This window comes from Collimonas arenae, assembly GCF_001584165.1.
GTDB classification, from domain to species: Bacteria; Pseudomonadota; Gammaproteobacteria; order Burkholderiales; family Burkholderiaceae_D; genus Collimonas; species Collimonas arenae.
On record NZ_CP013233.1, the window covers coordinates 51,590 to 75,738 of the forward strand.

Sequence of the window (24,149 nt, forward strand, 5' to 3'; positions counted from 1 at the left end):
TGATTACACTTTGAGGCCGTATGACGGATATCCCACCTTCCCGTTTCAACCTGCAGCTGGATCGGCAATCGGCCCTTGGCCTGGTCGAACAAGTGGTGGCTGGCCTCGGCCGCCTGATCGACAGCGGCAAGTTGCGGCCTGGCGAGCGCCTGCCGTCGATTCGTCAGTTCGCTCAGGAACAGGGCGTCAGTAATTCAACCGTGGTCGAAGCCTACGAACGGCTGGTGGCTGCCGGCCTGCTGCTGGCGCGGCGCGGCTCCGGCTTTTTCATCGCCAAGCGCGATGTGACGGAGCGCAGCGGCTTGCCGCCGATCCAGTTGAACCCGGTGATCGATTCGGCCTGGCTATTTTCTGAAGTGTTTGCCGACGAGCGGGTGCCGATCAAGGCCGGTTGCGGCTGGCTGCCGAGCAGCATGCTCGACGGCGAGGGTTTGCACGCGGCAGAGCGGCGCATCATCCGCTCGCCCGGCGCGCAGCAGGTCGGCTACGGCCACCCATACGGCTACGCGCCGCTGCGCCAGACCATCGCCAAATCGTTCGCCACCTGGTCGCTCGATATCGCGCCGGAGCAGGTCGTCACCACCCACGGCGTGACGCAGGCGTTGGACCTGATCATGCGCACGCTGGTCAAGCCCGGTGACACCGTGTTCATTGAAGAGCCCGGCTACTGCAACCTAATCGCCATGCTGCGGCTGGCGAATATCGACGTGATCGGCGTGCCGCGCACCGTCAGCGGCGTCGACCTGGAGCGGCTGGAAGAACTGGCGCAGATCCATCGGCCGAAAATCTTCTTCACCAATCCTGTCCTGCAAAACCCGACCGGCACCACCTACACTCCCGCCTGTGCGATGCGCGTACTGCAAGCCGCCGAGCGGCATGGCTTCTGGGTGGTCGAGGATGATCTGTACCGCGAACTGGCGCAAGCCACCGATCCGATGCTGGCGGCGCTGGACGGCTTGCGGCGGGTGATTTACGTCAGCGGGTTTTCCAAAACCATCGCGCCGTCGCTGCGGCTAGGCTTCATCGTCTGCCAGGCCGATCTGGCGCGTGAGTTTGCGCGCACCAAGATGGTATTGACGCTGACCAATTCAGAAATCACCGAACGGCTGGTCTACAACGCCCTCACCGAAGGCCATCATCGGCGCCACGTCGAGCGCCTTGCCGGCACCTTGCTGACTGCGCAGGCGCAGGTCAGCGCCCGGCTGGAAGACGTCGGCCTGCTGCCGTTCGCGCCAGCTCGCGGCGGCATGTTCTATTGGGCGCGCATGCCGCACAGCACGCTCAGCGCCAACGAAATCGGCGACCAGGCCTTAAAGCAAGGAATCTGGCTGGCGCCCGGTGAATTTTTCCACGTATCGCAGCCAGAACATGCTTGGTTCCGCTTCAATGTGGCGTTTTCGGATGTGGCGAAGCTGTCGGATTTTTTCAGGAAGTTGACGGCGGCGGGCTGATGCATTTGCGCCGGAAGAAATCGCTCGCAGATGCCGCGCCCATTTTCGATCAGTGTGATATCAATGGCCGTATTTGGACTGCAATGATCTGATAATTTGGTTATCGCTGCGTGGTTATCGCTGCGTGTCTGCGCAATGAGTGGAGTCGGGCAAAAGCGGACGTGTCATCGCCATCGAAAAAACGTTAGCGCGCACGTCCTTGCAGACAATCAAAGAAGTTAAGAAATACGCATCAAAGAACAGCGCCTACCGATAAAAGGGTTCGACCTTGCCTTTGACTTTAGTCATCAAGGGGTTGCCCTTCCGATCTAGCGCCTTTCCGGCCGGGATTTTAATCCATCCCTCGCTGATGCAATATTCCTCAACTTCGAAGCGCTCTTTATCGTTGAGTTTGATACCAACATCATGTTCAAATATGGCCGCATTATAGTAAGGGCTACGAGGATCGACTGAGAGCCGATCAGGAAGTGGGGGGCGGTTTTGAGTATCGTTCATGGCTATAATTATCAACTATAAGATTAATCAAAACAATTTTTTTGCGCGGTTTCGCTAAATCAAAATAAGCGAACGTGGATTTGAAGGAGACACCATGTCTGGCTTCCACTCAACACCCTGCAGCGCAATGGCGCCTGGCGTGACTATTCCACGTCACGTTCATGCACAAGCCTACGCCACCATCGTACTCGATGGTGGTTATCAGGAAGCAGGTGATGGTGGCCGCTGGGATGTGCGCTCCGGTGATGTTCTACTGCATGCGCCGTTTTCGGCGCATTGGGATCGAGTGACACTACGCGGTGCAAGGGTGTTGAATTTGCCTTTACCGGTGCCCATCCAATTCTCCGCATGCGGACAGGTTGATGATCTTGATCTGGTCATCCGTTTGATCATGCGCGATCAGGCAGAAGCGGCAACCGCGCTCATGCAGAATTGGCGTCAGACTCAAAACGCACTGAACGACGCGCCGGACCTCATGGCGCACGCAATGTCGGATGCCGATCCGTTTGGCGTCCAGAACTGGGCATCGGCAAATGGCGTGTCGCGCGCAACGGCATTCCGCTGGTTTCGTTCTGCCTACGGTGTTGAACCCACGCGATATCGTGTTGAAGCGCGTGCTCGCGCTGCCTGGCAGATGATCATATCCAGTAAGGCAAGTCTGGCTGAAGTCGCAGCGGTCACTGGTTATGCCGATCAGGCGCACATGGGCCGTGACGTCAAAGCCTTCACTGGTCGATCGCCCGGTGTCTGGCGTTCAGGCGGTGGATTGCAACATTCGTTCAAGACCGAGATGCACTAGCATTGATACTGTTAGAGCATGACAAATACAACTACCCTACAACTGGGCCGCCCATTTTTCCAGATAACCGGATTCAAATTCCGTCTCTGGCCGATTGTTCTGGCTGCCGTGCTGATGCAGGCGATGCTGTGGCCTGCCCGCGAAGGCGCGCGCTGGCTATTCAAGCAGCATGCGGACTGGTTTCATCATCAAATCTGGGCATTTGTCGGGCTGGCCGAATTATTCCAGATCGTGGCCGGACTCATTGCTATCCTGATCATGAAACGCCTGTTGCCGCAGGCAGATGCCAATCTTCGCTGGCCGTCGCAACGTAGCTACGCCGGACTGGCTGTATTTATCGGCGTCGTCATGGCGGCGATCATGCTGGTTGCGGATTATTGGCCACAATTTCTCAGCCACACTCCGCTCAAAAGCGATTACGAAATGACAGCTATCGGCGTTCCGGGCTGGCTTTTTGTGATGTTCATTGCCGGTCCCAACGAGGAAATCGTTTTTCGCGGCGTATTGGTCGGTATGTTGACGGTGCTGATTCGGGGGCGCCTACGACTAGGGCGATTCGAAATCCCGATCTCCGGCGTCATCGTCAGCCTGCTGTTCGGCGCTGCGCACTACAACAGCTTCTTTGTTGACCCGCTGTATCAGGCCGTCGCACAACAACTCTATGCTTTTGCCTTTGGACTAACCTACGTCTGGCTCATGGAACGCTCGCGCAGCCTGCTCGCACCGATGATCGCGCATGGAGTCAGCGATCTGGTGGAAGTGGGAGCGGTGATGCTGCTTGCTGTAGCTTGAAGTCCAGGCTGGGTTCTCTTCAAAGATCTGTTGCTAGCAACTCATAGACTAGGCAATCCGAAGCAGCTGGCGCCGACGGCAAGCGACGAAAGTGGTCGGTCATCACAAACCTTCCTGGTTGAAGTGGTTGTGCGTAGAGGAAATGAGGAGCGCCGGGCAGTTGCCAGCGGCCGAGACATTTATGCGTTCACTGCTCCTCTCGCAATGAAGAGGGTTCGCATCGATTCACGACAAGCGAGGCGGAATTCGATAGGATCACCCTGTACTTTGTCGCTCCATCTCCCGATGAGGGCTTCAACATCGTTGAGGAATGACTTGATTCGAATGGAGAAAAATATGACCAGCAGAACCGCAATTATTTTGGGAGCGTCAGGCTCAGTTGGGCAGGCCCTACTCGCTGAAGTAGTGCGCTGCGGCGGTTTCAGCCGGATTCTTGTCATGACGCGGCGACCGCTCAATCTGCAGTTGAGTGCCCAGGTGGAGGAGCGGCTGGTGCCGGATATGAAGCCGGAAAAACTGAGCCTAGCCGTTGTCGATGCACTGTGCAAGGTTGACGGCGAAGTGACCGGGTTCAGTGTTTTGGGCGTGGGAGCCGGTACCGCCAAACTTTCTTTGGATGAGCACCGCGCCATCGATGTCGATCTCAACGCTGCCTTTGCCCGAGGCTTGAAGGCATCGGGAAAAGTTCAGCACTTGGCCTTCATGTCGGCAATGGGCGCTGACATTACAGCCAAAACTACCGGTTCCGGCGCCGCAGGAATGGCTCGCTATTCCCGCGTCAAAGGCGAGGCCGAAGCGGCGGTTACGAGTCAGGGGCCAGCCGTCGTCAGCATCTTTCGTCCAGCCATGATTATCGGCTCTCAGCATACGCCACGGCTACTCTCGGCCGTTCTGCCACTTTTTACGCCGCTATTGCCCGCGAAGTTTCGTTCGATTCGGACGACGGAGATTGCCCAGGCGATGGTCGCTGCCGCCTTGCGCCCTCCGCAGCAATGTGCGATTTACACTTATCCTGAAATGATGGCATTGATTGCTGGCAGATAGGCGTCGCAAACGATGACGGTGCCCATCCGAGATGTGCTCCTTGACATTCATAACCATTTGGTTATGATTAATTCCGTGGGGTAGCAACTCCACGGATATCAAAACCAAGCTCACATAGGCAAGGATTCACCATGCACGCAGAACCGACGGCTGTTTTAAAAATCTTGTCGGATCCTACCCGGCGCGCAATTTTCGAGCGCTTGAGCAGAGGTGGGGAAATGACGGTGCACGCTCTGACGGATCCGTCGGGGGTGTCGCAACCTGCCATTTCGAAGCATCTCGGCGCGCTTAAGGAAGTTGGCCTGGTGTGCGGCCGGCGCGACGGACGGGAGACGTATTACAGCGCAGAGCCGAAAGCGCTGACGCCGCTGATTGAGTGGATCAGTTTTTATTCGACTTTCTGGAACAGCCGATTTGACCGCTTGGAAAACCTACTGAAGAGGATGGATCAATGATGCAAACCAACGATACCAAAACACTGATTGTAGAGAGGGAAATGCCGCATTCCCCCGACAAAGTCTGGCGCGCGATCACGCAGCGTCCTTTGATTGAAGATTGGTTGATGGAGAACGATTTCGAGCTTGTCGTGGGCCACCGTTTCGATCTTCGCGCTGACTGGGGTGTGGTCGAGTGCCAGGTCCTGGCGATTGAGCCGAACAAAGCGCTGTCTTACACGTGGGAAGCGATGGGTCTCAAAAGCGTCGTGTCCTGGACTCTCACTGCAACGGCAACGGGAACGCAGCTGCGCATGGAGCAATCGGGCTTCCGGCCGGATCAGCAGCAAGCCTACGCCGGCGCCAAGTACGGCTGGGAGAAGTTTTTCACCGGTCTCGAACGCGTGGCGGGAAGCCTTTCCTGAATTGCGCCGTCGTTTCGTACTAGCAGCTCGCACGCGTTACATTGCATTGACTGCAGGCGCTTGTTTTTATATCCATAACTATCCGTAACTTCCAGGAAGAGAACATGAAAACATCGGAGACAAGCCAGGGATTACCAGCATCGGACCTCATCACCAGGAAAATCGACGGTCTCGGAGACTGGCGCGGGGAAACGCTTGGCAGGTTGCGCAAACTCATCTTGGCAACGGATCCGGACATTGTTGAGGAAATGAAGTGGGGGGACACTCCGGTCTGGTCGCGCGACGGCATTATCTGCACCGGCGAATCCTACAAGAAGGTGGTGAAACTTACCTTTGCCAAGGGCGCGTCGCTGAAGGACCCGGCCTCCCTCTTTAACTCGAGTCTCGACGGCAATGTGCGTCGGGCAATCGATATTCACGATGGCGAAGAAGTGGATGAGTCGGCCTTCAAGGCGCTGATCCGTGAAGCGATTGCGCTCAACAGTGCCGGCAAGTCGAAACCATCGAAGAAATAGAAATCTTAGGAAGTTAAATGACAAAACCCGCGCACTCGTCATGAGGCGCGGGTTTTGTCGTTTGTAGCCGGTAGTGGCAAATGCAGCCGGATGTCCGCTGCATCGCCGTGAAATGATTGCGGGCAATCAGGACTTGGTGTTCGAGTCGATTGGATATTGCGAGCCGCTGAAATCGAGTTGGCCGGAAGAACGGGCTTGCGACAACTCGGCTTTGACTTCGGCGCGGGTTTTACCGATGGCGTTCGATGGTGTGAACACTGGGTATTGCGAGCCGCTGAAGTCGAGTTTGCCTGCAGCGCGGGCTTGTGCCAGTTCTGCTTGCACTTCGGCGCGGGTCTTGCCGGGGGCGGTTGATTTCGCCAGAACCGGGTATTGACCGTTGCTTTGCACCAGTTCGCCGGCGGCTTGGGCGCGGACCAGTTCAGCTTGTACCTGGGCGCGGGTCAGAGGAGTAGTGTTGTTGTCTGCAAAGGCAGGGGCGGAGACGATTGCTGCAAATGCCAGAGTGGCGATGACTGTGGTTTTCATGATGGTTCTTTCTTGATTTTCAAGTTAATGACAAAGTGCCAAATACAGCGGTTACACAAGCGCCTGTACTAACAAGAATCTCGACAAACCTACTACGCTACGGTTTTTCGAGATCCCCTGACGGTTCGGCGTTCTTGCTGCACCGTCGGTGCTTTGGGCGGAGCTGAATTTACATCTATCACTAGATAGACTATCGGATGAAATAAAAAGCGTCTTGCTTGGCGACGCTTGTCCTATCCTTAATTCTTGCCCCTATAAAGCCCGGGCACGTCATCCAGGCCAGTCCTTAACGAAAGGAAAACAAAACTGGCTGCGGGACGTATGAAACAACGTGTCTGCAACTACTGTAAGACTGATTCTAGTTATCTACTGGAAGGTAGTCAAATAGAATATGCATATAACAAAACATCATTACCAAATGGGCCACAATCGAAGAAAACAGCTTGATTGTCTATCTTTCGATAGATAAAATAAGCGGGTAGCGTCTTTGTGATCCTGAGTTTTACTGAATAGTCGGCAAGAAGTTGCCGACGGACCTATAAAAGACGTAGCATGGCGGCTAGCCCAGCTGCCTGGAATTGAAACGCCGGATGTCGGCGCCATGCATCGCTATCTCTCTATAGGTAAATCATCATGAAGACCGTCTCTCCCGTCCGCGAACAACTGCTGGAGCACACGCTGGTGCTGCTGGGAACGCGCGGCTATAACGGTTTCAGCTATCGCGACCTGGCTGAACTGGTCGGCGTCAAGACTTCCAGCATCCACTACTATTTCCCGACCAAGGAAGACCTGGCGCTGGCTGCAGTGCAAGCGTATGCCGCCAACATCGGTGAAATCATGCGCGATATGGATATCAACGGCCCGCTCAAGGAGCAGATCGAGAAATATCTGGCGCTGTGGCGCAAGAACCTCGGTACCGGCAGGGTTTGCCTGTGCGGCATGCTGGCGGCCGAAGCCACCAGCCTGCCGGAAAACGTGCTGGCCGCATTGCAAACCTTTTATTGCATGCATGAAGCCTGGATCACGCGGCGTCTTGAACGGGTTGTTGCCGAAAAGGGCGCGCAGTTGCCGGCCCCGCCGGCAGCATATGCGATGACGATCCTCGGCGCGCTGCAAAGCGGGCTGGTATCGGCGCGCCTGTTCGGCAAGCCGGACCGCCTCGATGCAGCATCGGCAATGCTGCGCTCGGCCATTGGAGCGGACAGCAGCAAACAAACGGCGCCGGTTGCGGCCGTTGCCTGGTCAGACTAACTCCGCCGGACTGATCCTTTTCTGACTCGGGCGTCGCGCAAAGAAAACCCAAAGCGCCACGCCGATTTCAATTTTTCTCCCCTGGCAATTCAAGCATCGTCATCTTTCCGCTCTGTTTGCACCCCCTTCACTTTTCTCCCGCACGCAACACCCGCTCATAGAGCGCGCTCAAATTTTCAGCAATTGAGATTGACACGGGAAAATATCGCCCCTACCATTGTTTCATATATCAATACGTTGTTTTATTAGATGAAACAATAGAGCAAGCGATCCGGCACAGGTTTTTCAATAAACCTCGAATAAAAACAAGCGCCGGGCGAAGTTGCCTTAGGATTTTTTTCAACAGGGAGGAGTGGTTCATGAAGAAGTCGTTAGTTGTACTTTCCGTTTTGGGTAGCTGCAGTTACGTAGCGCAGGCGCAAACCAACGTCACCGTCTACGGTTTGCTGGATTCCGGCGTTACCTATGTGAATAACATTGCCACACCAAGCACGAGCAATCCGCGCGGTACCGGCAGCCGCATGAGCGTCGACTCAGGCGATCTGCAGCAATCGCGCTTCGGCTTCAAGGGCGTCGAGGACCTGGGCGGCGGCATGAAGGCGATGTTCAACCTGGAAGGCGGGTTCGCAGTCGATACCGGCGCTTCCGGTCAGGGCGGCCTGACCTTCGGCCGCACCTCGATCGTCGGCCTGTCAGGCAATTACGGCTCGCTGCAACTGGGACGTCGCAAGGACTTCATCGACGAAGTAGCCACTTACTACTCAAGCGTCTACGACTTCGGCGTCTTCATCAATGGCGTGCACGATAATAATCTGGACCGCGTCGGCGGCAACCGCGCCAATAATCAGATCCGCTACGACACACCGTTGTTCAAGGGCCTGGTGCTGAACGCCACCTACGGCTTCGGCGAAACCGCAGGTTCGACTTCCACCGGCCAATCGCTCGGCCTCGGCGCGAATTACACCAACGGCCCATTCGGCGTCGGCTTCGGTTACTGGCAATCCAAGCTCGGTACCCTGTCGGGCGGTGTCAATACGTCCAGCGACCAAGGCACCAGCCTCGGCGCCGGCTGCACCCCGAGCTACGGCCATCCTGGCGATACCTGCATCAAGACCTGGATGCTCGGTTCAAGCTACAAGACCGGCCCGTGGCGTTTCTTTGGCGCCTGGTCGAAGGTGCTGCAGCCGCTGGCCACCAACGGTGGCGCAAGCGCCCCGCTGGTCGCGAAGTTTGCCGGCACCGCAGGCCTGTCACCATTTACCGCTGGCGGTTCCAACAACAACAGCACCAACGTGTTCGACCTGGGCGTCAATTATGCAGTTTCGGATAGCCTGCGCCTGGTTGGCAGCGTATTGCAATCGCGCTACGGCTTCGTGGGCAGCGACACCAAAGGCCGCCTGACTCAGCTCAACCTAGGTCTGACCTACGCGTTCTCCAAGCGTACCGACCTCTATAGCTATGTCGCCAACCTGCGCGCGTCCGACATGTATAGCCCGGGCATCACGGGCGGCGCTCCTGGCGCCGACAATTCGCAAACTGCATTCACTGTCGGCTTGCGTCACAAGTTCTAACATGAGGTAGAACGACCGGGCCGGAAAGGCGCAATGCTTTTCCGGCCCGTACATTGAAAAGCATACTATTCTGCAAACGGACAGACAGGCACACGGAGATCACATGGCCAGTACCACCACCGACGAGCAAAAACAGGATGCGCACGGCAAGAGCCGCATGCTGCATCCGGTGGCGATGATGCTGCTGATCATGCTGGTAGCGGTCGGCCTGACCTATGTGCTCGATTCGGGCGAGTTCCAGCGCCAGGCCAAACTGGTGGTGCCCGGGACTTATCAACTGATCGCCAAGGAGCGCGACCTGGCCGCCCTGGTGGCCGCGCATCCGCCAGCAAGCAGCATTGAGCGCGCCTACCCTGCCAGCCTGTTTTCTGCGATGTCGGCGATTCCTGCCGCCTCGCCAAAAGTGCGCCGCTGGTGTTCATGATCATGTTCATCGGCGGCATGTTCGGTGTGCTGCGCAAGAGCGGCGCGCTGGACGCGGGCATCGACCGCTTGCTGGTACGTACCGGCGGCAACGTCTACCTGCTGACGCCGGTGCTGATGCTGGCGATTGCCGCCGGTAGCACCTTCCTCGGGCTGATTTCTGAATACCTGGTGATCATTCCGATGATGCTGATCCTGGCGCAGCGGCTCGGCCTGGGGCCGTTGTATGCCACTGGGTTGGTGGCGATTGCCGCCAAGATCGGTTACCTGGCTTCGGTCACCAATCCGTTGGCGCTGGTGATCGCCCAGCCGATCGTACAGGTGCCGCTGTTGAGCGGCGCCGGTTTGCGGATGGCGGTGTTTGTGCTGTTCCTGGCGATCGGCATCGCCTATTTACTGCTTTACGTAAAGCGCACGGGCTACAGCGTGCCAACCGGTCTCGACCTGCAGGGTCGTCTGTTGTTGTCGCACCGCTTCGTATTATTTGTGGTCGGCGCTAGCGTGGTGGTGCTTGTGATCGGCACCAGCGTCTGGAAATGGGGCGATATCCAGCTCGGCGCGTTTTATATTTTTGAGGGCATCATCATTGCCATCGCCGCCGGCATGTCGGTGCGCACCGCCTGCGATGCGTTTGTCGAAGGCATGAAAGGCATGATGCTGGCGGGTTTGCTGATCGGCCTGGCGAAAGCCATCGAAATCGTGCTGCACGACAGCCTGGTGCTCGATACCGTGATTTACCACCTGGCCGCAATCGTTGAAGGCCGCAGCAAGATCTTTGCGGCACAAGGCATGATCCTGGTGCAGATGCTGCTCGACGTGCTGATTCCGTCGACCTCCGGCAAAGCCGCCATCAGCATGCCGATCCTCGGCCCTATCGGCCATATTTCCGGCGTCAGCGGCCAGAGCGTAGTGCTGGCTTTCCTGTTCGGAAACGGGCTGACCAACATGGTGACGCCGACTTCCGGCATGCTGCTGGCCTACCTGGCGACCGGCAAGGTTGGCTATGGCGCCTGGCTGCGTTTCATTTTTCCGCTGTTCGCAATTTTGACGCTGCTATCGATGGCGGTCATGGCGTTTGCGGTCTATACCGGTTATTGAGTCAAATCAGATTCAGATAGAAAACACAGAAGTGCTAAGGAACACCAAGATGCAAGAAGCTTTTATTTTGACCATTTCGGATAACGCCAAGTTGATCCCGCTGGTCTTCGATTCGCCGCACAGTAGCCGCTACTGCCCGCCGGACATGCAGGCGGTGGCGCCGGAAGCCGCGCTGATGTCTGGTTGGGATGCCTATGTCGATGAACTGTGGAGCGGCGCCGTGCAGCATGGCGCGACACTGTTGGCGGCGCGTGTGCACCGCTGCTATATCGATTTCAACCGCAGCCGCAGCGACATCGACCCGGAATTGCTGGATCAGCCCTGGCCCGAACCGATCAAGGTGTCGGAAAAGAGCAAGGCCGGCATGGGCCTGATCCGCCGCTATGCGCTGCCGGCGGTGCCGATGTACGACCGCAAGCTGGGTATCGCCGAAGTGCAGCAGCGCATTGAGCGCTATTACGATCCGTATCACGCCGAACTACAGCGCCTGATTAACGCCGCGCACGCGCGCTTCGGCCGCTCCTGGCATATTGATTGCCATTCGATGAAGTCGGTCGGCAATGCGATGAATATCGACAATGGCGCGCGCCGTCCCGATTTCGTGCTGGGCGACCGCGACGGCAGCGCCGCCGATCCGGTCTTTACCGCCTGGGTCGCGCAGCAGTTGCGAGGCATGGGCTATGTGGTCAAGATCAACGATCCGTATCGCGGCGCTGAACTGGTGCGCGCCTACAGCGATCCGCAGCGCGGCCGCTACAGCATGCAGATCGAAATCAACCGTGCGTTGTACATGAATGAGCAAAGCCTGGAGCGCAGCGCCGGATTTGCGACGCTGCAGCAGCATTTGACACAACTGGCGCAAGCGATGTCGAGGTATATTATCGACCAATTGAATTAACGAGAATCCCCACGCATGGCCGACTACACCGTTGCCGCAGTAGATGAAGCATTGGCGCTGCTCCTGTTGGTCGCTCAAAGTCCGGGACTGGGCGTGACCGAGCTATCGGTCCGTTCCGGCAACACCAAGGCACGAACCTTCCGCCTGCTGTACACGCTGGAACAGCGTGGCCTGCTGCATCGCGAAGGCGATACCCGACGTATCATCTTGGTTACAAGGCGCTGTATTTGGGCGTGGCGGCGCAGGAACAGGTCAGCCTGGTGCGGGTGGCGCGCAGCCATTTGCGTGATATTGGCGGCATCTGCAACGAAAACGTCCAGGTGCGGGTGCGCGACGGATTGGAAATGGTCTGCGTGGCGCGCTGGGAGTCGACCCAGGCGATTCGCGTCCACACTGATGTCGGCAACCGTCGGCCATTGTATGCCGGTGCGTCCGGCAAAGTGCTGCTGGCGCATGCGCCGCAATCGGTGCAGCAGGCAGTGCTGGGCGGTACGCTGACGCGCTTCACCGATAACACCATCATCGATCGTCAGTTGCTGGAACAGGAACTGCAGCAAGTACTGGCGCAAGGCTACGCGGTTTCCTACGCCGAGCGGTCCAGCGGTGCGGTAGCGATCGCAGCGCCGATCATGGATGCCGACGGTGAAGTGATCGCCGCCCTCGGCATCGCCGGCCCGGCCAGCCGCATCACGGCCGATAACCTGCAAGGCTTTATTGATCTGGTGGTGCAGCGCGCACGCGATCTGTCACTCGGCCTGGGCTATGTTTACCGTTGAGTCGGGTCACAACAGTTGCGATCAGCCGCCATCGGCAATATAGCTGGACACACCGCTGACCAGCGCGTCGAAGACGATCCGGCAGCGCTCGCTGGAGCGCAGGTCTTCATGCATCACAATCCAGGTTTCAAGCTCGCTCTTGACGGCTTCCTCCAGCACGGGGAATAGCTCCGGGTTATGCCTGGCAAGCGGCGTCTGGCACATGCCGATGCCGTAGCCGGCACGAATCGCCGCCAGTTGCGCCAGCTGGTTGTCGGTATGGAGAGAAAACATCTCGCGCTGCAGCGCCAGGCCGCGCCTTTGCATGACGCGGATGTAGTTGGTTTCCTGATCGAACCCGATCAGCGCATGGTTCTTCAATTCCCCATACGTCGCCGGCACACCACAGCGATCCAGATAGCGCCGGTGCGCGAACAGGCCGAGCGGGATCGCCCCGATGCGGCGCGCAATCAGCGCCGCCTGGCTCGGTTGCACCATGCGCACCGCGATGTCGGCGTCGCGGTTCAACAGGTCTTGGGCGCGGTTCGACAAGACCAGTTCGATCTTGATGGATGGATGTGCCTCGCGCAATGCAGTCAGGATCGGCGGCAGCACTTCGGCGCCGACCACATCTGACGCAGTGATCCGCACCGTACCGCTGGCGCCGGCAGCGGTTGACGCGCGGCGCAGCGCGTTGGCGGTGGCGCGCAGGTTTTCGGCAAACGGACGCAGGGTCAGCGCAATGTCGGTCGTCGCCAGTCCGGTCTGCGAACGGGTGAACAACTTCACCCCGAGCGCCTGTTCCAACGCCTCGATCTGGCGGCCGACGGTTGGTTGGGTCAGCCCCAGGCTGCGCGCGCCGCCGGACAGCGAACCTTCTTCCAGTACAGCCAGGAAAGCCCGGTACAGGTCCCAGCCAGGTTCTTGGGTAGTCATACAAATATGTATAGTCGCTATGTGATGATAGGTAATTTTAAACCAACATGGCCGGTGCTAACCTGAATTCCTACAACAACTTTAGGAGTTCCTGTCATGACACAACGCAAAATAGCCCTGGTACTTGGTGCAACCGGCGGCATCGGCAATGCAATGGCGCAAAAACTGATACAGCGCGGCTGGCAGGTGCGCGCCCTGCACCGTCGTGCTGGTGAGATGGCCGTCAGCAACAGCAGCGGCATCGAATGGCGTCAAGGCGACGCGATGCAGGCGCAGGATGTGATTGCCGCCGCCGAAGGCGTCGCGCTCATCGTCCACGCAGTCAATCCGCCGGGTTACCGCAACTGGGCGCAGCTGGTGCTGCCGATGATCGACAACAGCATCGCCGCCGCCCGCGCCAGCGGCGCCCGCATCGTCCTGCCCGGCACCGTCTATAACTATGACGCCGACGCAATCCTAGCGCCGAACGAGGCGTCGCCACAGAAGCCTGTCACCCGCAAGGGCGCGATCCGGGTCCAGCTGGAACGGCGCTTGCAGGCAGCGGCGCAAAGCGGGGTGCGGACCCTGGTGGTGCGCGCCGGGGATTTTTTCGGGCCGCACATGGCCAATTCGTGGTTTTCGCAAGGATTGGTCAAGGCCGGCCAGCCGATCAAGAAGGTGGTCTACCCGGGCAAGCGCGGCATCGGCCATCAATGGGCTTATCTGCCCGATGTCGCCGAAACCATGATGCAACTGATCGAGCGTGAAGCGGAACTGGGCGCTTTTGAGACCTTCCACATGAACGGTCACTGGGATACCGATGGCACGGAAATGGTGGCGGCAATCGGCCGCGCGAGCGGTCAGCCGGACCTGCGCGCCTGGGCTTTCCCCTGGTGGCTGGTGGTGCTGGGGTCGCCTTTCGTGCCGTTGTTCCGCGAAATGCGCGAGATGAGCTACTTGTGGCGGCAACCGTTGCATCTGGACAACCGACGCCTGCTCAAACTGCTCGGCAAAGAGCCTCACACGGGGCTCGATGAGGCCGTACGGGCCGCTTTGACCGGTATCGGCTGCATCAAAACGTAGTGATGGGCGGGCCGCATGCACAATTATTTTGTCGGAATCCATTCGCAGCAAATCGTGTCGGGGGATAATGCGTACTGCATTTGATTCACACACGGTTGCCTGCATGCCGGCGGCCATCATTATTGGAAGTAACGCATTTTGAACACGACAAGAAACAAACGCTGGAGCGGTAAGATGGACTCCCTGACAACGGATTACCTGAAAGATGTCATGGGGAAGATGGAAGTATATGGCGACCGCGTGCAGTTCGGCCTCACCAGCCCGGGGCCGCGCCCATATTATCAGGTGACCAATACTGCCGAAAAGAAAATGGCATTCGACAGTAATCACCACCTGTTGCACCCTAAGGAAGACGAGTTTGTCGGCGTCAACAGCACCCGGTATTCTCGCTGGAGCAGATCAAGGCGGCGGTTGCTGCCGGCGGCTTCCGCTCCACCAGCAGCCGCAGCACGGGCGGCACCCGCAGCAGCAGTGGCAGCAGCGGCGGTACGCGCGGCGGCAGCGCTGCAGTAAAGGCCAAGGATCTGATCGATGCTGCAAAATACGCGTATTTCAAGGAAAATCGCCATATGTTGCCAGATGGTATCGGCGGACACTCTGCCGAAATCACCGAACTGATGATCAAGGGCAGCTCCGCCGCCGAGGCGTTCGAGGTTGTCATCAACCGGTATTTCTGAGTACCGTAGCGAGACCCGGCCTACGCGCCGGGTTGCTTGCCTGTCTGATTTTTCTGAAAGGGTGGGAATGATTCGCGCAGTGATATTTTCCATCGCCGCATCTGCGGTACTACCCGCCTGGGCCGGTTGTCCGGCCGCAGAAGGTCTGATCGCGCAATACGGCATTTCCTTTTCCGGATTCAAACAAACTTTGCCGCGCGTTTCCGCACCGGCCGAATCGCCGGCCCAAGCCAGCGAACTGGTGACGATTGCGCTGCCGAACAAGAACGGCAATGTCAGCGATGGCTACGTGCATTCCGCACTCATCAACAAAAATCTGAAACGCGCCTGGATCCTGCGCACCGGCGGCTTTGCCGGCGTCTACGAATGGTATGGTCCGGTAGCGCTACCGAGCAGCGATTTCGCCGGCTGCATCGGCGAGCCGGGGCGATTGCCGCAGCCGTCCACCGCGACGCGATGACGTGTTAGTGTTGGCGCTTCAAGCCCCATCTTTACAATCTGCTCTACGTAATGATCGCCCCGCTGTTGCCACTGGCCCGGCGATTGTTCCCTCAATTTGTGACGACGAGTGAACAAATCGGCCGCGCCATGATCAAACTGGCGCGTGACGGCGGTCCGCAGCCGGTATTGGAAAGTATCGGCATCAACGCTATGTCGCGTGTTGACGTTCAAATTGTCCCGTCAGGCGCGCCGGTAAAGGGCGCCGTGGCAGCGCCGCACCCCCGGTTTTGCGCATAAGAATCCTCGTTTTTTTCGCAAAACCTGTGGTTTTGTGCTGCCGATACAACTGGGGGCGCGCCAAAAATCAAAAGCAATTTGTCTGAAAGCCGCGTTTGCGGTAGTCTACATCGCCGATTCCAAGCAGATACGGTGCTAGAATTTGCAACTCACAACTTTTTTTGAGGATTTAACGAAATGAACAAAACCGAATTGATCGACGCCATTGCCACCGACTGCGAAATCTCGAAGGCCGCTGCACAGCGCGCTTTGGAATCGGTCGTAGACAATGTGATCAAGGCTGTTACCAAAGGCAGTACCGTTCAATTGATTGGATTTGGTTCGTTCTCTTCCGGCAAGCGTGCCGCTCGCACTGGTCGTAACCCACGTACCGGCGAAGCAATCAAGATCGCAGCAGCTAAAACCGTGAAATTCACGGCTGGTAAAGCGTTCAAAGATGCAGTGAACAAGAAGAAGAAATAATGTAAGCGAGCCCCTTGGAGAAATCCAAGGGGCTTTTTTTTCGTCATCCGCTTCTTGATCGGCACGGTTCTTATTGCTGCCGTTGCGATTGTCAGACGACCCGTCTTGGCGTGCACGCTCCGGCGACATGGACCGGTTGCCCCCAACTGTGGCCGTCAACGCCTATACTGCATGCATTCTGCAGAAATTTTTATATTCCATGACTTCACATACGCATCGGACTCACCGCTCTGGATGGTTGCGCGCAGGCGTGCTTGGCGCCAACGATGGCGTGCTGTCGATTTCCAGTTTGCTGCTCGGCGTCGCTGCGGCGCAGATGGATGCCGGCCAGATCCTTGTGACTGGATTGGCTGGCCTCGTTGCTGGGGCGTTTTCGATGGGCGCGGGCGAATATGTTTCGGTCAGTTCGCAGGCCGATACCGAGCGCGCTGACCTCGAAATTGAACGCGCTGCGCTGCTGAACGACTATGATGCCGAGCATCTCGAATTGCGCGACATTTATGTCAATCGCGGCCTGGATATTGAACTCGCATCGGAAGTCTCGCGGCAGCTGATGGCGCACGATGCGATCGGTGCGCATGCCCGGGATGACATCGGCATTACGGAAACGCTGGCAGCGCGGCCGCTGCTGGCAGCTGTGGCGTCGTCCGCCAGCTTTGTACTCGGCGGGATCGTGCCGCTGCTGGCATGCATGCTGGCACCGAGAGAGGTGCTCATCCCAGCGATTGCCGTCGTATCTCTTGTCTTCCTCGCCGTACTCGGCGCATCCGCAGCGCGTGCGGGTGGTGCGCCGGTTGTTCGTGGCGCGGCGCGCGTCCTGATATTGGGAGTGCTGGCGATGGGAGGAACGGGTTTGATCGGCTCGTTGTTTGGTGGTGTTGCATGATGGGCGTCGGCCGATCACGCTGAGCGCTCCATGCGGCAAGAAAGTAAAAAATGTATAAACAATTATTGCCGACGTTGATATTGGTCTTCCAATTATCCGCTGCAAGCGCCGCCGGCGACCCGATAGCCGGCAAAGCCGCATTCGCGAAATGTGCCAGTTGTCATCAGGTAGGTCCCTCCGCCCGCGGCGGCTTCGGGCCGCAATTGAACGGCATCATCGGCCGGCCGGCGGCGTCGACCAAGGATTACAAGTATTCGCAGGCCATGCAAAGTTCGGGGATTGTCTGGTCTGAGCAAAAACTGCGGGCCTTCCTGAAGGCGCCCGGCGACGTGGTTCCTGGTACAAAAATGCGTTTCTTCGGGATTGGCAGCGATACACAGATTGATAATCTGCTGGCGTATCTGCGCACTTCCAGCGCGGTTTCCAATGGCGCACCTGCGTCGTCACCGCGCTAACTTTCCGCGTTTTCCAGCAACTCCGCCAGCACCTGTGCGGCATTCGCCGTGCGTGCACCGCGCGTCACCATGTCGGCAACAAACTGCCGGTACTGCGTCTCGAAGCCGCTGACCGGGCTCATGCAATCGCTGACCAGCACCAGCTTGGCCATGTGCTCTGGGCCAAAATAATCCGCGATGTGTTCGGTAGTGGCTTTGACGCAGTGACTGCCGGCTTCGCCAGTGATATAGATGCGGTCTGCGCGGGCCAGGCTGTCGAGGAAGGGCCGGTTCGATTGGGTCAGCTCATCGTCGGGATCGGGCACTTCGGCTTGCACCGCGGAATAGTGTTCGGTCCACGGGTTGCTGCCTTTGCTGATCTTGTTGACGCTGCGGAGCGTGCGTTCTTCCCACAGGTTGTAGGCGTGCCGCACGTCAGCATGCACGTTGTGGCCCCAGGAGCCGATCTCGCAATGGACCGGCCACACCATCAACTGGTAACGCCCTGCCGCTTCCAGCTGGTCGAGGTAGTGCAGCACGCGCGGCAGCGTGGCGGCCACGCGCGGTTGATACTTTCCGGCGCGGACATCGGTTGCCGAGATTTGCGTAAATGGCGTGACGTCGCCGCCGTTTGCGCTGTTCCAGAAACCGGGATGGGCGATGTCGAGCCGGTGATGCGAATCGAGCGTGATGCTGATCTCGTCGATACCGGCGCCGCCGCGATTGATCAGCTCGGTCACGCGCAGCATGTCGGCGTGAGCGCCGGGCACCGGTAGCGACGGCGCCAGCTTGCCGCCGGCAGGAAGATAATCCGCGGGCAGATCGCAAAAGTCGTTTTGCGGATCGATGATCAATAGGTGCAACTGACGGCGCATCTTGCTCTCCCGGAGGACCCTTCTAATCGATGGCGGCTTACAGCGCAGCCAGCATTTTTTTCAGTTCATCCTGCGTGGCCGGATCGCTCAGGCCGAGATTGCCCTTGGTTTCCAGCAGGCGGTTGCGGCAGGCTGCCGGCCAGCCGAAAGCGTCGTCGTCCAGCGCCAGCCAGCTGGTAGGCTTGCGGCGTTCGACATCGCGCCAGACTTGCATGCCGCGCGGCATGGTGTCGAATTCCGATGGCGTCAGTTTGGGATGGTGGAAGGTCGAGCCGATCACGCGTTCTTGTAACGGAACGGAGAGCTCATGGCGAGTGGCGTCGAAGCCGAGCGCCCGTACCCAGCTGGTTGACAGCACGATCTTGACGTCCGGGTACGGCGCCAGCAGTTCTTCCAGGATCGGCATCCATTCGAAGAAGACGCGGTCCGGAGTGGCGATGTAGAGACCGCGCTGGCGGTTGCGGATTACCTTGGCGTCGTGCAGAACGCCGTTGTAGTCCAGATATAAAATTTTCATTGGATGTGTATTTGTTAAGATTGAAGCGAAAGCCAGGTTCCGCCGAGCCACAACGGCAACGACAGCCGCGGGCGTCAGTTCTGGCATTTGCCGGAATGGCGCTATTAGACCATCAAGTTTACTCCAAGGGAATCCGGGCGGCCCGGCGTCTGTTTGCGTGATCGGCAAAATCGGGCGTCGCCAGCAGGCTTGAAGCGCTGCGGCTATACTCGAAAACCGCACAATCAGTCGAACAAGGAAGTCTCCGTGATCCCTATTTCAATCCTGGACCTGGTCCGCATCAGGGAGGGCAGCGATGCCCGTGCAGCGCTCGATAATGCGCGCGACCTGGCACGGCATGCCGAGGGCTGGCAGTATCGCCGCTTCTGGATGGCCGAACACCACAACATGCGCGGCATCGCCAGCGCCGCTACCGCAGTGGCCATTGCTCACGTTGCCGCTGGTACCAGCACGATCCGTGTCGGCGCTGGCGGCGTCATGTTGCCGAACCATGCGCCGCTGGTGATTGCCGAACAGTTCGGTACGCTGGCCTCGCTTTTTCCCGGCCGCATCGATCTCGGTCTCGGGCGCGCGCCCGGCACCGACCAGATAACCACCCGCGCATTGCGGCGTGATCCGGCCAGCGCCGAATCTTTCCCGCAAGATGTTCTGGAACTGCAAGCTTTCCTGGCCCCGGCGGAAGTCGGCCAGCGCATCGTCGCCGTGCCCGGCCACGGCACTCAGGTGCCGTTGTGGATTCTCGGTTCCAGCACCTTCGGCGCGCAACTGGCGGCCGAACTCGGGCTGCCGTATGCATTTGCCTCGCATTTCGCGCCCGATTCGCTGGAGATGGCGCTGCAACTGTATCGCGCCCGGTTCAAGCCATCGGCGCAGCAGGCCAAGCCGCATGCGATGGTCGGCGTCAACATCATTGCCGCCGATACCGACGCCGAAGCGCGCCGTCTGGCCACCACCCAGCAGATGTCGTTCACTGACATGCACCGTGGCGTGCGCGGCCTCAGTAAACCGCCGATCGACGATATCGAAACCTATTGGTCGCCGCTGGAAAAGGCGCAGGCGTCGCACATGCTGGCGTGTTCGATCATCGGCTCACCGGAAACCGTGCGCGCCGGCATCGAACGATTCCTGTTGCAGACCGGCGCCGACGAATTGATGATTGTCTCGGATGTGTTCGATCACCAGGCACGTTTGCATTCGTATGAATTGATTGCCGAAGTGGCGCGCGGTGTTCAGCCTATCTGACCATTTGCGGTGCAGGGTTCATAGTCACCTGCATCTTATTTAACATCTGGGGTCATCCCCGCGCACGCGGGATCCATTTTGCGCAACGTGGATTCCCGCGTGCACGGGAATGACGGGGACGCCTAGTCGGGGGGGGGGCGAGCTGGGGTCACCGAGCCGGATAAAATTAAATAGCCCCTATTTACTCGCACAGAAAAGCAGCAAGACCAATGCCCTTCCCCAGTTCTCCTTCCCCCTGCCATCTCATCGAAAGTACCGCTTTCCTGGGCCGCAAGGTGTGGGTCAAGCGCGACGATCTGTTGCATCCGGAAGTCTCCGGCAATAAATTCCGCAAGCTCAAATATCCGTTACTGGCCTGGCAGGATCGCCACCCGACCTGGGTCAGCATGGGCGGTCCCTGGTCGAACCATCTGCACGCTCTGGCCCACGCCGGCGCTCTCGGCGGTTGGCCGACCAAGGCGCTGGTGCGCGGCGCACCCGGGATGCAAAGCGCCACGCTGGATGATTGCCGGCGGCTCGGCATGCAAGTCAGTTTTGTATCGCGCGACGACTATCGCCAACTGCGCGAAGATCCGCAAGCCTGGCGTCGCCATCTCGATACGGTCGACGATAAACACGTCTGGCTACCGGAAGGCGCAGCTCACCGCAGGCATTGCGCGGCGTTGCCGAACTGGTGGATGAGTTACCGTTCATTCCGGAAGTGATCATGGTCGCCTGCGGCACCGGCGCCACGCTGGCGGGAATCCTGGCGGGGTTGCGCGGACGCAGCCGTGTGGTCGGCATTGCGGTACTGAAGAACGCCGACTACCTGCGTCAGGAGATCGCAGACTTGCTGCTGCAGGCCGGTTATCCGGCGTATCAAAACTATGAGTTGATCACCGATGCCCACCATGGCGGTTACGGCAAGGCGCCGCCAGAGCTGCGGCAGTTCTGCCGCGAATTTTCAGCGGCATGCGATTTGCCGATAGAGCCGGTATACACAGGCAAGTTATTCCACGCGCTCAAGAAAATGCAGCAGGCGCAGGCATTTGGCGACGACGACCGCGTGCTGGCGATACATACCGGCGGCATGCAAGGTGCACGCGGATTTGCCGAAGCCTCATTGATCCCGCCGCAGGTTTGATTGCTTACGTGGCGGAAGTACATCGATATAGCCGATATCGCGCAGCAGATGGTCGCTCATCTCGCTCATGTTAATCGGCGGTTGTGCAGACGGTGTGAGGAGACGTTGCTGCCACCAGTTGGAAACCTGTATGGCGACTTGTCCGAACGCCTGCGCCAGACGTTCCGAACGCGACTGCGCCGCCAGCGATTCGCATGGCAATGTAGTGGCAACTTGGCAAGATGTCGGTGCGTAGTTCATGGCGAGCTCCCGGAGTGGTTTCGAAGAATGTATAAAGTTGTTTCGGTACTGGTCAGAATATCCGACCAATTTAACAAAGGGAAACGACTTGTTCTAACCACATTGGTCAGTTATGCTTACCAACATGAGCCGACTCCCACTTCACACCCTCCCGGTCTTTCGCACAGCAGCGCGGCTGCAGAATTTGCGCGCCACCGCGCTTGAAATGCACCTGACCCACAGCGCCGTCAGTCAGCAGATCGGCGTGCTGGAAGAACAGCTCGGTTTTGCGCTGTTCGAACGGCGCGGGCGCCGCATTGTGTTGAACGAAGCCGGCCATGCATTGTTGGCAGTGTCGAGTCGGCGCTGGCGCAACTGGATGCCGGCGTGTTGATGGCTGCCGCCACCGCAGTCGGCAGCAGCCAGCGTTTGCGGCTGACGGTCATGCCTTCCTTTTTACAGCGCTGGTTGTTGCCGCGCATGCAGCGCTGGCGCGAACGTCATCCAGACATTGCGCTGGAATTGCATTCGTCGCAGCAACTGATGGATCTGCAGCGCGACGGTTTTCACGCCGCCTTGCGTCAAGGCAGTGGCGGCTGGCCCGGCTTGAGCGACGAGCGACTTCTGGACAGTCCGCTAGTGGTGGTCGCTTCACCCGGCACTGCACGCCGACTGCAAGGTGGCAGCATTGCCGCGTTGGCGCACGAGCCGTTGCTGGGTGATGCCGACCTGTGGGATCGCTGGTTCAGCGAAGGCGGCCTCAAGCTGCGCAGCAATCCGGTCGCCAGTTTCAACGACGCCGGGCTGATGCTGCAGGCGGCGGAGCAAGGTTTGGGCATTGCGCTGGGACGCGAGTTCATGGTCGCCGACGCCTTGCGCGACGGCCTGCTGGTGCAGTTGTCGGAGCAAAGGCTGGCGCCGGATGCGGCGTATGCTTCTTACTTCCTGGTTTATCCGCCCGCCTTGCGCGACTGGAAGCCTTTGCGGGCTTTGCGAGAGTGGCTGCATGAAGAGGTGTGCATGCTACAGAAGAGCATGCCGGCGGCGACGCCAGTGTTGACGCCGGTCGAGCCGCCGAAGCCGCCTCAACTACATAACGGACTTACTTGACCAGTTTGGCCGGCACCAATGCCAACACCTGATCGTCGCTGATCAGCAGCACGCCTTCGGCGACTGCGTTGGCCTTGATCGTGGCGCCGGCGTTCAACAGCAATTCGCCCAGCGCACTGCCGACCACGGTAATCGTGCCGCTTACGCCGCTCTTGTCCAATTGATAGACGGTGCCGTCGGCCGACGCTTCCACGTTTTTCACCTGATAGCTGGCGCCGCCAGCAATGAACGCCGCCGGCGCCGCAACCGCAGCCACCATCGAGACCGCAGTCATGTCGACGCCGCCGGTATCCACCGCCCAAACACTGCCGGTTGCCAGGCTGGCGCAAAGGGAAAGTGCGATGGCGATACGGTTGAATTTCTGCATGGCGGCCTTTGGAATGATGTTCGGATGAATTCCGGGGGCTCCGGATTTTCAAAAGAGACGGATCATAACAAAAAGCCATGCTCAGCGCTCAATTCAGGTGCAACAGTTCCGACGGCAGGAAATCGGCGGCGTGTTGCTGGTGACACTGTTGACGATTTATCGTTTCGTCGCCGTCATGTCGGGCAATTTCATCTGCTGAATCCGCAAACATTGCGGTCATCGCGGTCACGACGGCGCCAATGCTGGTTAGAAGTTGGCATCGCGGCAGAGTTAAAATTGCTGCTGAAGCCGATTCTTTCACGCCGTGATGTAGCCAGAAATGCAGCCAGAAATGCAGCCAGAACCCATCAAACGCCCGATTTGCCCGACATGCTTGCGCCCGCAGCGGACCTGCATCTGCGAATGGATCACGCAGACAGATAACACCGTCGAATTGCTGATCCTGCAGCATCCGCTGGAAGTCGATCAAGCCAAAGGCAGCGCGCGCCTGCTCACCCTGAGCCTGGTGCGCAGCGAAGTGATTGTCGGCGAAACGTTTGCCGAAGCTGGCCTGCGGGATCGCCTGCACGCAGCGTGGCATGGTGCCGCGGCGCCCGGTTATACCGCCTTGCTCTACCCGGACAGTCCGGATGACCTGGGCCTGAAACTGGCGACGCCGCCAGTCCTGGATCAGATGCAATTGCAACAGCCGGCGCAGCTGCGCCTGGTGGTGCTGGACGGCACCTGGCGCAAGAGCCGCAAGATGTTGTACCTCAATCCACTGTTGCAGCATCTGCCGCGCCTGGCATTGCGCGATGTGCCGCCGTCGCGTTATCTGATACGCAAGGCCCATGCGCCGGGGCAGTTGTCGACACTGGAAGCGACTTGCCAGGCGTTGATGCAGCTGGAGCAGAATCAGGAGAAGTATCTGCCGCTGCTGGAGGCATTCAGCGGGTTTGTGGGGCGGCAGGCGAGTTACGGCCATTCCTGAACCACCCGGCTGGCTGTGGTTTGGAGTCGTTCTGCCATCGACTTAACGCCGC

32 protein-coding genes and 2 pseudogenes are annotated in these 24,149 nt (G+C 58.7%); 26 read left to right on the forward strand and 8 right to left on the reverse strand.

What is annotated here, in order from left to right:
• Positions 1-20: 20 nt before the first annotated feature.
• A complete protein-coding gene (locus CAter10_RS00215; RefSeq protein WP_061531815.1) occupies positions 21-1,451 on the forward strand; it encodes an aminotransferase-like domain-containing protein in 1,431 nt (476 codons plus the stop codon).
• A gap of 246 nt (positions 1,452-1,697) precedes the next feature.
• Here CAter10_RS00215 and CAter10_RS00220 read toward each other — a convergent pair whose 3' ends face one another.
• Positions 1,698-1,946 (reverse strand): DUF3297 family protein, encoded by a 249-nt coding sequence (locus CAter10_RS00220; RefSeq protein ID WP_061535086.1) that lies wholly within the window; start codon positions 1,944-1,946, stop codon positions 1,698-1,700.
• 94 nt (positions 1,947-2,040) lie between these two features.
• Between CAter10_RS00220 and CAter10_RS00225 the strand changes: the two genes are divergently transcribed.
• The 6 genes from CAter10_RS00225 (at position 2,041) to CAter10_RS00250 (ending at position 5,955) form a co-directional block, all read left to right on the forward strand.
• Entirely contained in the window at positions 2,041-2,745 is a 705-nt protein-coding gene (locus tag CAter10_RS00225; protein ID WP_061531816.1) for a helix-turn-helix domain-containing protein, read from the forward strand.
• Positions 2,746-2,859: 114 nt separating this feature from the next.
• Complete coding sequence (locus tag CAter10_RS00230; RefSeq protein ID WP_231879093.1) at positions 2,860-3,537, forward strand: CPBP family intramembrane glutamic endopeptidase; 678 nt, start codon at positions 2,860-2,862, stop codon at positions 3,535-3,537.
• A gap of 336 nt (positions 3,538-3,873) precedes the next feature.
• Positions 3,874-4,581, forward strand: coding sequence for a Rossmann-fold NAD(P)-binding domain-containing protein (locus CAter10_RS22680; protein ID WP_061536864.1), 708 nt, complete (start codon positions 3,874-3,876; stop codon positions 4,579-4,581).
• A gap of 131 nt (positions 4,582-4,712) precedes the next feature.
• Positions 4,713-5,036 carry an ArsR/SmtB family transcription factor gene (locus CAter10_RS00240; protein ID WP_061531819.1) on the forward strand — a complete coding sequence of 108 codons (324 nt, stop codon included), beginning with the start codon at positions 4,713-4,715 and terminating at the stop codon, positions 5,034-5,036.
• Positions 5,033-5,440, forward strand: coding sequence for an SRPBCC family protein (locus tag CAter10_RS00245; RefSeq protein WP_061531820.1), 408 nt, complete (start codon positions 5,033-5,035; stop codon positions 5,438-5,440). The genes CAter10_RS00240 and CAter10_RS00245 overlap by 4 nt, the downstream gene beginning before the upstream one ends.
• 104 nt (positions 5,441-5,544) lie before the next feature.
• Complete coding sequence (locus tag CAter10_RS00250; RefSeq protein ID WP_061531821.1) at positions 5,545-5,955, forward strand: DUF1801 domain-containing protein; 411 nt, start codon at positions 5,545-5,547, stop codon at positions 5,953-5,955.
• Positions 5,956-6,081: 126 nt separating this feature from the next.
• Here the strand turns inward: CAter10_RS00250 and CAter10_RS00255 are convergent, their stop codons facing one another.
• Entirely contained in the window at positions 6,082-6,483 is a 402-nt protein-coding gene (locus CAter10_RS00255) for a DUF4148 domain-containing protein (protein ID WP_061531822.1), read from the reverse strand.
• 633 nt (positions 6,484-7,116) lie between these two features.
• On the opposite strand from CAter10_RS00255, the gene CAter10_RS00260 reads away from it, so the two are divergent.
• From CAter10_RS00260 to CAter10_RS00285, 7 genes and pseudogenes are all read left to right on the forward strand, one after another.
• Positions 7,117-7,734: a TetR/AcrR family transcriptional regulator gene (locus tag CAter10_RS00260; RefSeq protein ID WP_061531823.1), complete on the forward strand. Its 618-nt coding sequence runs from the start codon at positions 7,117-7,119 to the stop codon at positions 7,732-7,734.
• A 359-nt stretch (positions 7,735-8,093) separates the two neighbouring features.
• Positions 8,094-9,305, forward strand: coding sequence for a porin (locus tag CAter10_RS00265; protein WP_061531824.1), 1,212 nt, complete (start codon positions 8,094-8,096; stop codon positions 9,303-9,305).
• A gap of 103 nt (positions 9,306-9,408) precedes the next feature.
• Positions 9,409-9,729: a hypothetical protein gene (locus CAter10_RS23220; RefSeq protein WP_061531825.1), complete on the forward strand. Its 321-nt coding sequence runs from the start codon at positions 9,409-9,411 to the stop codon at positions 9,727-9,729.
• Positions 9,726-10,826, forward strand: coding sequence for an SLC13 family permease (locus tag CAter10_RS00275; protein WP_061531826.1), 1,101 nt, complete (start codon positions 9,726-9,728; stop codon positions 10,824-10,826). The genes CAter10_RS23220 and CAter10_RS00275 overlap by 4 nt, the downstream gene beginning before the upstream one ends.
• A gap of 49 nt (positions 10,827-10,875) precedes the next feature.
• Positions 10,876-11,724, forward strand: a complete 849-nt coding sequence (locus CAter10_RS00280; RefSeq protein WP_061531827.1) for an N-formylglutamate amidohydrolase — start codon at positions 10,876-10,878, stop codon at positions 11,722-11,724.
• 15 nt (positions 11,725-11,739) lie between these two features.
• A pseudogene (locus CAter10_RS24095) lies at positions 11,740-11,850 on the forward strand (IclR family transcriptional regulator); the annotation flags it as partial.
• Positions 11,851-11,957: 107 nt separating this feature from the next.
• On the forward strand, positions 11,958-12,500 hold the full coding sequence (locus tag CAter10_RS00285; protein ID WP_335340176.1) for an IclR family transcriptional regulator: 543 nt from the start codon (positions 11,958-11,960) through the stop codon (positions 12,498-12,500).
• 21 nt (positions 12,501-12,521) lie between these two features.
• Here the strand turns inward: CAter10_RS00285 and CAter10_RS00290 are convergent, their stop codons facing one another.
• A complete protein-coding gene (locus CAter10_RS00290; RefSeq protein WP_061531828.1) occupies positions 12,522-13,415 on the reverse strand; it encodes a LysR family transcriptional regulator in 894 nt (297 codons plus the stop codon).
• Positions 13,416-13,511: 96 nt separating this feature from the next.
• On the opposite strand from CAter10_RS00290, the gene CAter10_RS00295 reads away from it, so the two are divergent.
• From CAter10_RS00295 to CAter10_RS00325, 7 genes are all read left to right on the forward strand, one after another.
• A complete protein-coding gene (locus CAter10_RS00295) occupies positions 13,512-14,477 on the forward strand; it encodes an SDR family NAD(P)-dependent oxidoreductase (protein WP_061531829.1) in 966 nt (321 codons plus the stop codon).
• A 174-nt stretch (positions 14,478-14,651) separates the two neighbouring features.
• On the forward strand, positions 14,652-14,990 hold the full coding sequence (locus CAter10_RS23225; protein ID WP_236905435.1) for a hypothetical protein: 339 nt from the start codon (positions 14,652-14,654) through the stop codon (positions 14,988-14,990).
• A gap of 231 nt (positions 14,991-15,221) precedes the next feature.
• Positions 15,222-15,614 carry a hypothetical protein gene (locus tag CAter10_RS00305; RefSeq protein WP_061531831.1) on the forward strand — a complete coding sequence of 131 codons (393 nt, stop codon included), beginning with the start codon at positions 15,222-15,224 and terminating at the stop codon, positions 15,612-15,614.
• 50 nt (positions 15,615-15,664) lie between these two features.
• Positions 15,665-15,892: a hypothetical protein gene (locus tag CAter10_RS23015; protein ID WP_061531832.1), complete on the forward strand. Its 228-nt coding sequence runs from the start codon at positions 15,665-15,667 to the stop codon at positions 15,890-15,892.
• A 177-nt stretch (positions 15,893-16,069) separates the two neighbouring features.
• On the forward strand, positions 16,070-16,354 hold the full coding sequence (locus tag CAter10_RS00315) for an HU family DNA-binding protein (RefSeq protein WP_014004094.1): 285 nt from the start codon (positions 16,070-16,072) through the stop codon (positions 16,352-16,354).
• 199 nt (positions 16,355-16,553) lie between these two features.
• A complete protein-coding gene (locus CAter10_RS00320) occupies positions 16,554-17,240 on the forward strand; it encodes a VIT1/CCC1 transporter family protein (RefSeq protein WP_061535087.1) in 687 nt (228 codons plus the stop codon).
• Between the two features lie 50 nt (positions 17,241-17,290).
• On the forward strand, positions 17,291-17,695 hold the full coding sequence (locus CAter10_RS00325; protein ID WP_061531833.1) for a c-type cytochrome: 405 nt from the start codon (positions 17,291-17,293) through the stop codon (positions 17,693-17,695).
• On the opposite strand, the gene CAter10_RS00330 is transcribed toward CAter10_RS00325, so the two are convergent.
• On the reverse strand, positions 17,692-18,549 hold the full coding sequence (locus CAter10_RS00330) for a cysteine hydrolase family protein (protein ID WP_061531834.1): 858 nt from the start codon (positions 18,547-18,549) through the stop codon (positions 17,692-17,694). The genes CAter10_RS00325 and CAter10_RS00330 overlap by 4 nt on opposite strands.
• A gap of 37 nt (positions 18,550-18,586) precedes the next feature.
• Entirely contained in the window at positions 18,587-19,066 is a 480-nt protein-coding gene (locus CAter10_RS00335; RefSeq protein WP_061531835.1) for an HAD domain-containing protein, read from the reverse strand.
• Between the two features lie 246 nt (positions 19,067-19,312).
• Here CAter10_RS00335 and CAter10_RS00340 point away from each other — a divergent pair, with 246 nt between their 5' ends.
• The 3 genes from CAter10_RS00340 (at position 19,313) to CAter10_RS00350 (ending at position 21,431) form a co-directional block, all read left to right on the forward strand.
• Positions 19,313-20,308, forward strand: a complete 996-nt coding sequence (locus CAter10_RS00340; protein WP_061535088.1) for an LLM class flavin-dependent oxidoreductase — start codon at positions 19,313-19,315, stop codon at positions 20,306-20,308.
• 209 nt (positions 20,309-20,517) lie between these two features.
• Positions 20,518-21,012, forward strand: a complete 495-nt coding sequence (locus CAter10_RS00345; protein WP_128082942.1) for a pyridoxal-phosphate dependent enzyme — start codon at positions 20,518-20,520, stop codon at positions 21,010-21,012.
• Positions 20,982-21,431: a pyridoxal-phosphate dependent enzyme gene (locus CAter10_RS00350; protein WP_128082943.1), complete on the forward strand. Its 450-nt coding sequence runs from the start codon at positions 20,982-20,984 to the stop codon at positions 21,429-21,431. Before CAter10_RS00345 ends, CAter10_RS00350 begins: the two co-directional genes overlap by 31 nt.
• Here the strand turns inward: CAter10_RS00350 and CAter10_RS00355 are convergent.
• Positions 21,408-21,671 carry a hypothetical protein gene (locus CAter10_RS00355; RefSeq protein ID WP_061536869.1) on the reverse strand — a complete coding sequence of 88 codons (264 nt, stop codon included), beginning with the start codon at positions 21,669-21,671 and terminating at the stop codon, positions 21,408-21,410. The genes CAter10_RS00350 and CAter10_RS00355 overlap by 24 nt on opposite strands.
• A gap of 112 nt (positions 21,672-21,783) precedes the next feature.
• Between CAter10_RS00355 and CAter10_RS00360 the strand changes: the two are divergent.
• Positions 21,784-22,760: pseudogene (locus tag CAter10_RS00360) on the forward strand (LysR substrate-binding domain-containing protein).
• On the opposite strand, the gene CAter10_RS00365 reads toward CAter10_RS00360, so the two are convergent.
• Together CAter10_RS00365 and CAter10_RS22685 are read right to left on the reverse strand one after the other, a co-directional pair.
• Positions 22,753-23,127 (reverse strand): hypothetical protein, encoded by a 375-nt coding sequence (locus CAter10_RS00365; protein WP_061531839.1) that lies wholly within the window; start codon positions 23,125-23,127, stop codon positions 22,753-22,755. The pseudogene CAter10_RS00360 and the gene CAter10_RS00365 sit on opposite strands and share 8 nt — an antisense overlap.
• A gap of 88 nt (positions 23,128-23,215) precedes the next feature.
• Positions 23,216-23,578 carry a hypothetical protein gene (locus tag CAter10_RS22685; protein WP_164840391.1) on the reverse strand — a complete coding sequence of 121 codons (363 nt, stop codon included), beginning with the start codon at positions 23,576-23,578 and terminating at the stop codon, positions 23,216-23,218.
• Between CAter10_RS22685 and CAter10_RS00370 the strand changes: the two genes are divergently transcribed.
• Positions 23,459-24,097 carry a tRNA-uridine aminocarboxypropyltransferase gene (locus tag CAter10_RS00370; RefSeq protein WP_061531840.1) on the forward strand — a complete coding sequence of 213 codons (639 nt, stop codon included), beginning with the start codon at positions 23,459-23,461 and terminating at the stop codon, positions 24,095-24,097. The two genes, CAter10_RS22685 and CAter10_RS00370, sit on opposite strands and share 120 nt — an antisense overlap.
• The last annotated feature ends 52 nt before the right edge of the window (positions 24,098-24,149 follow it).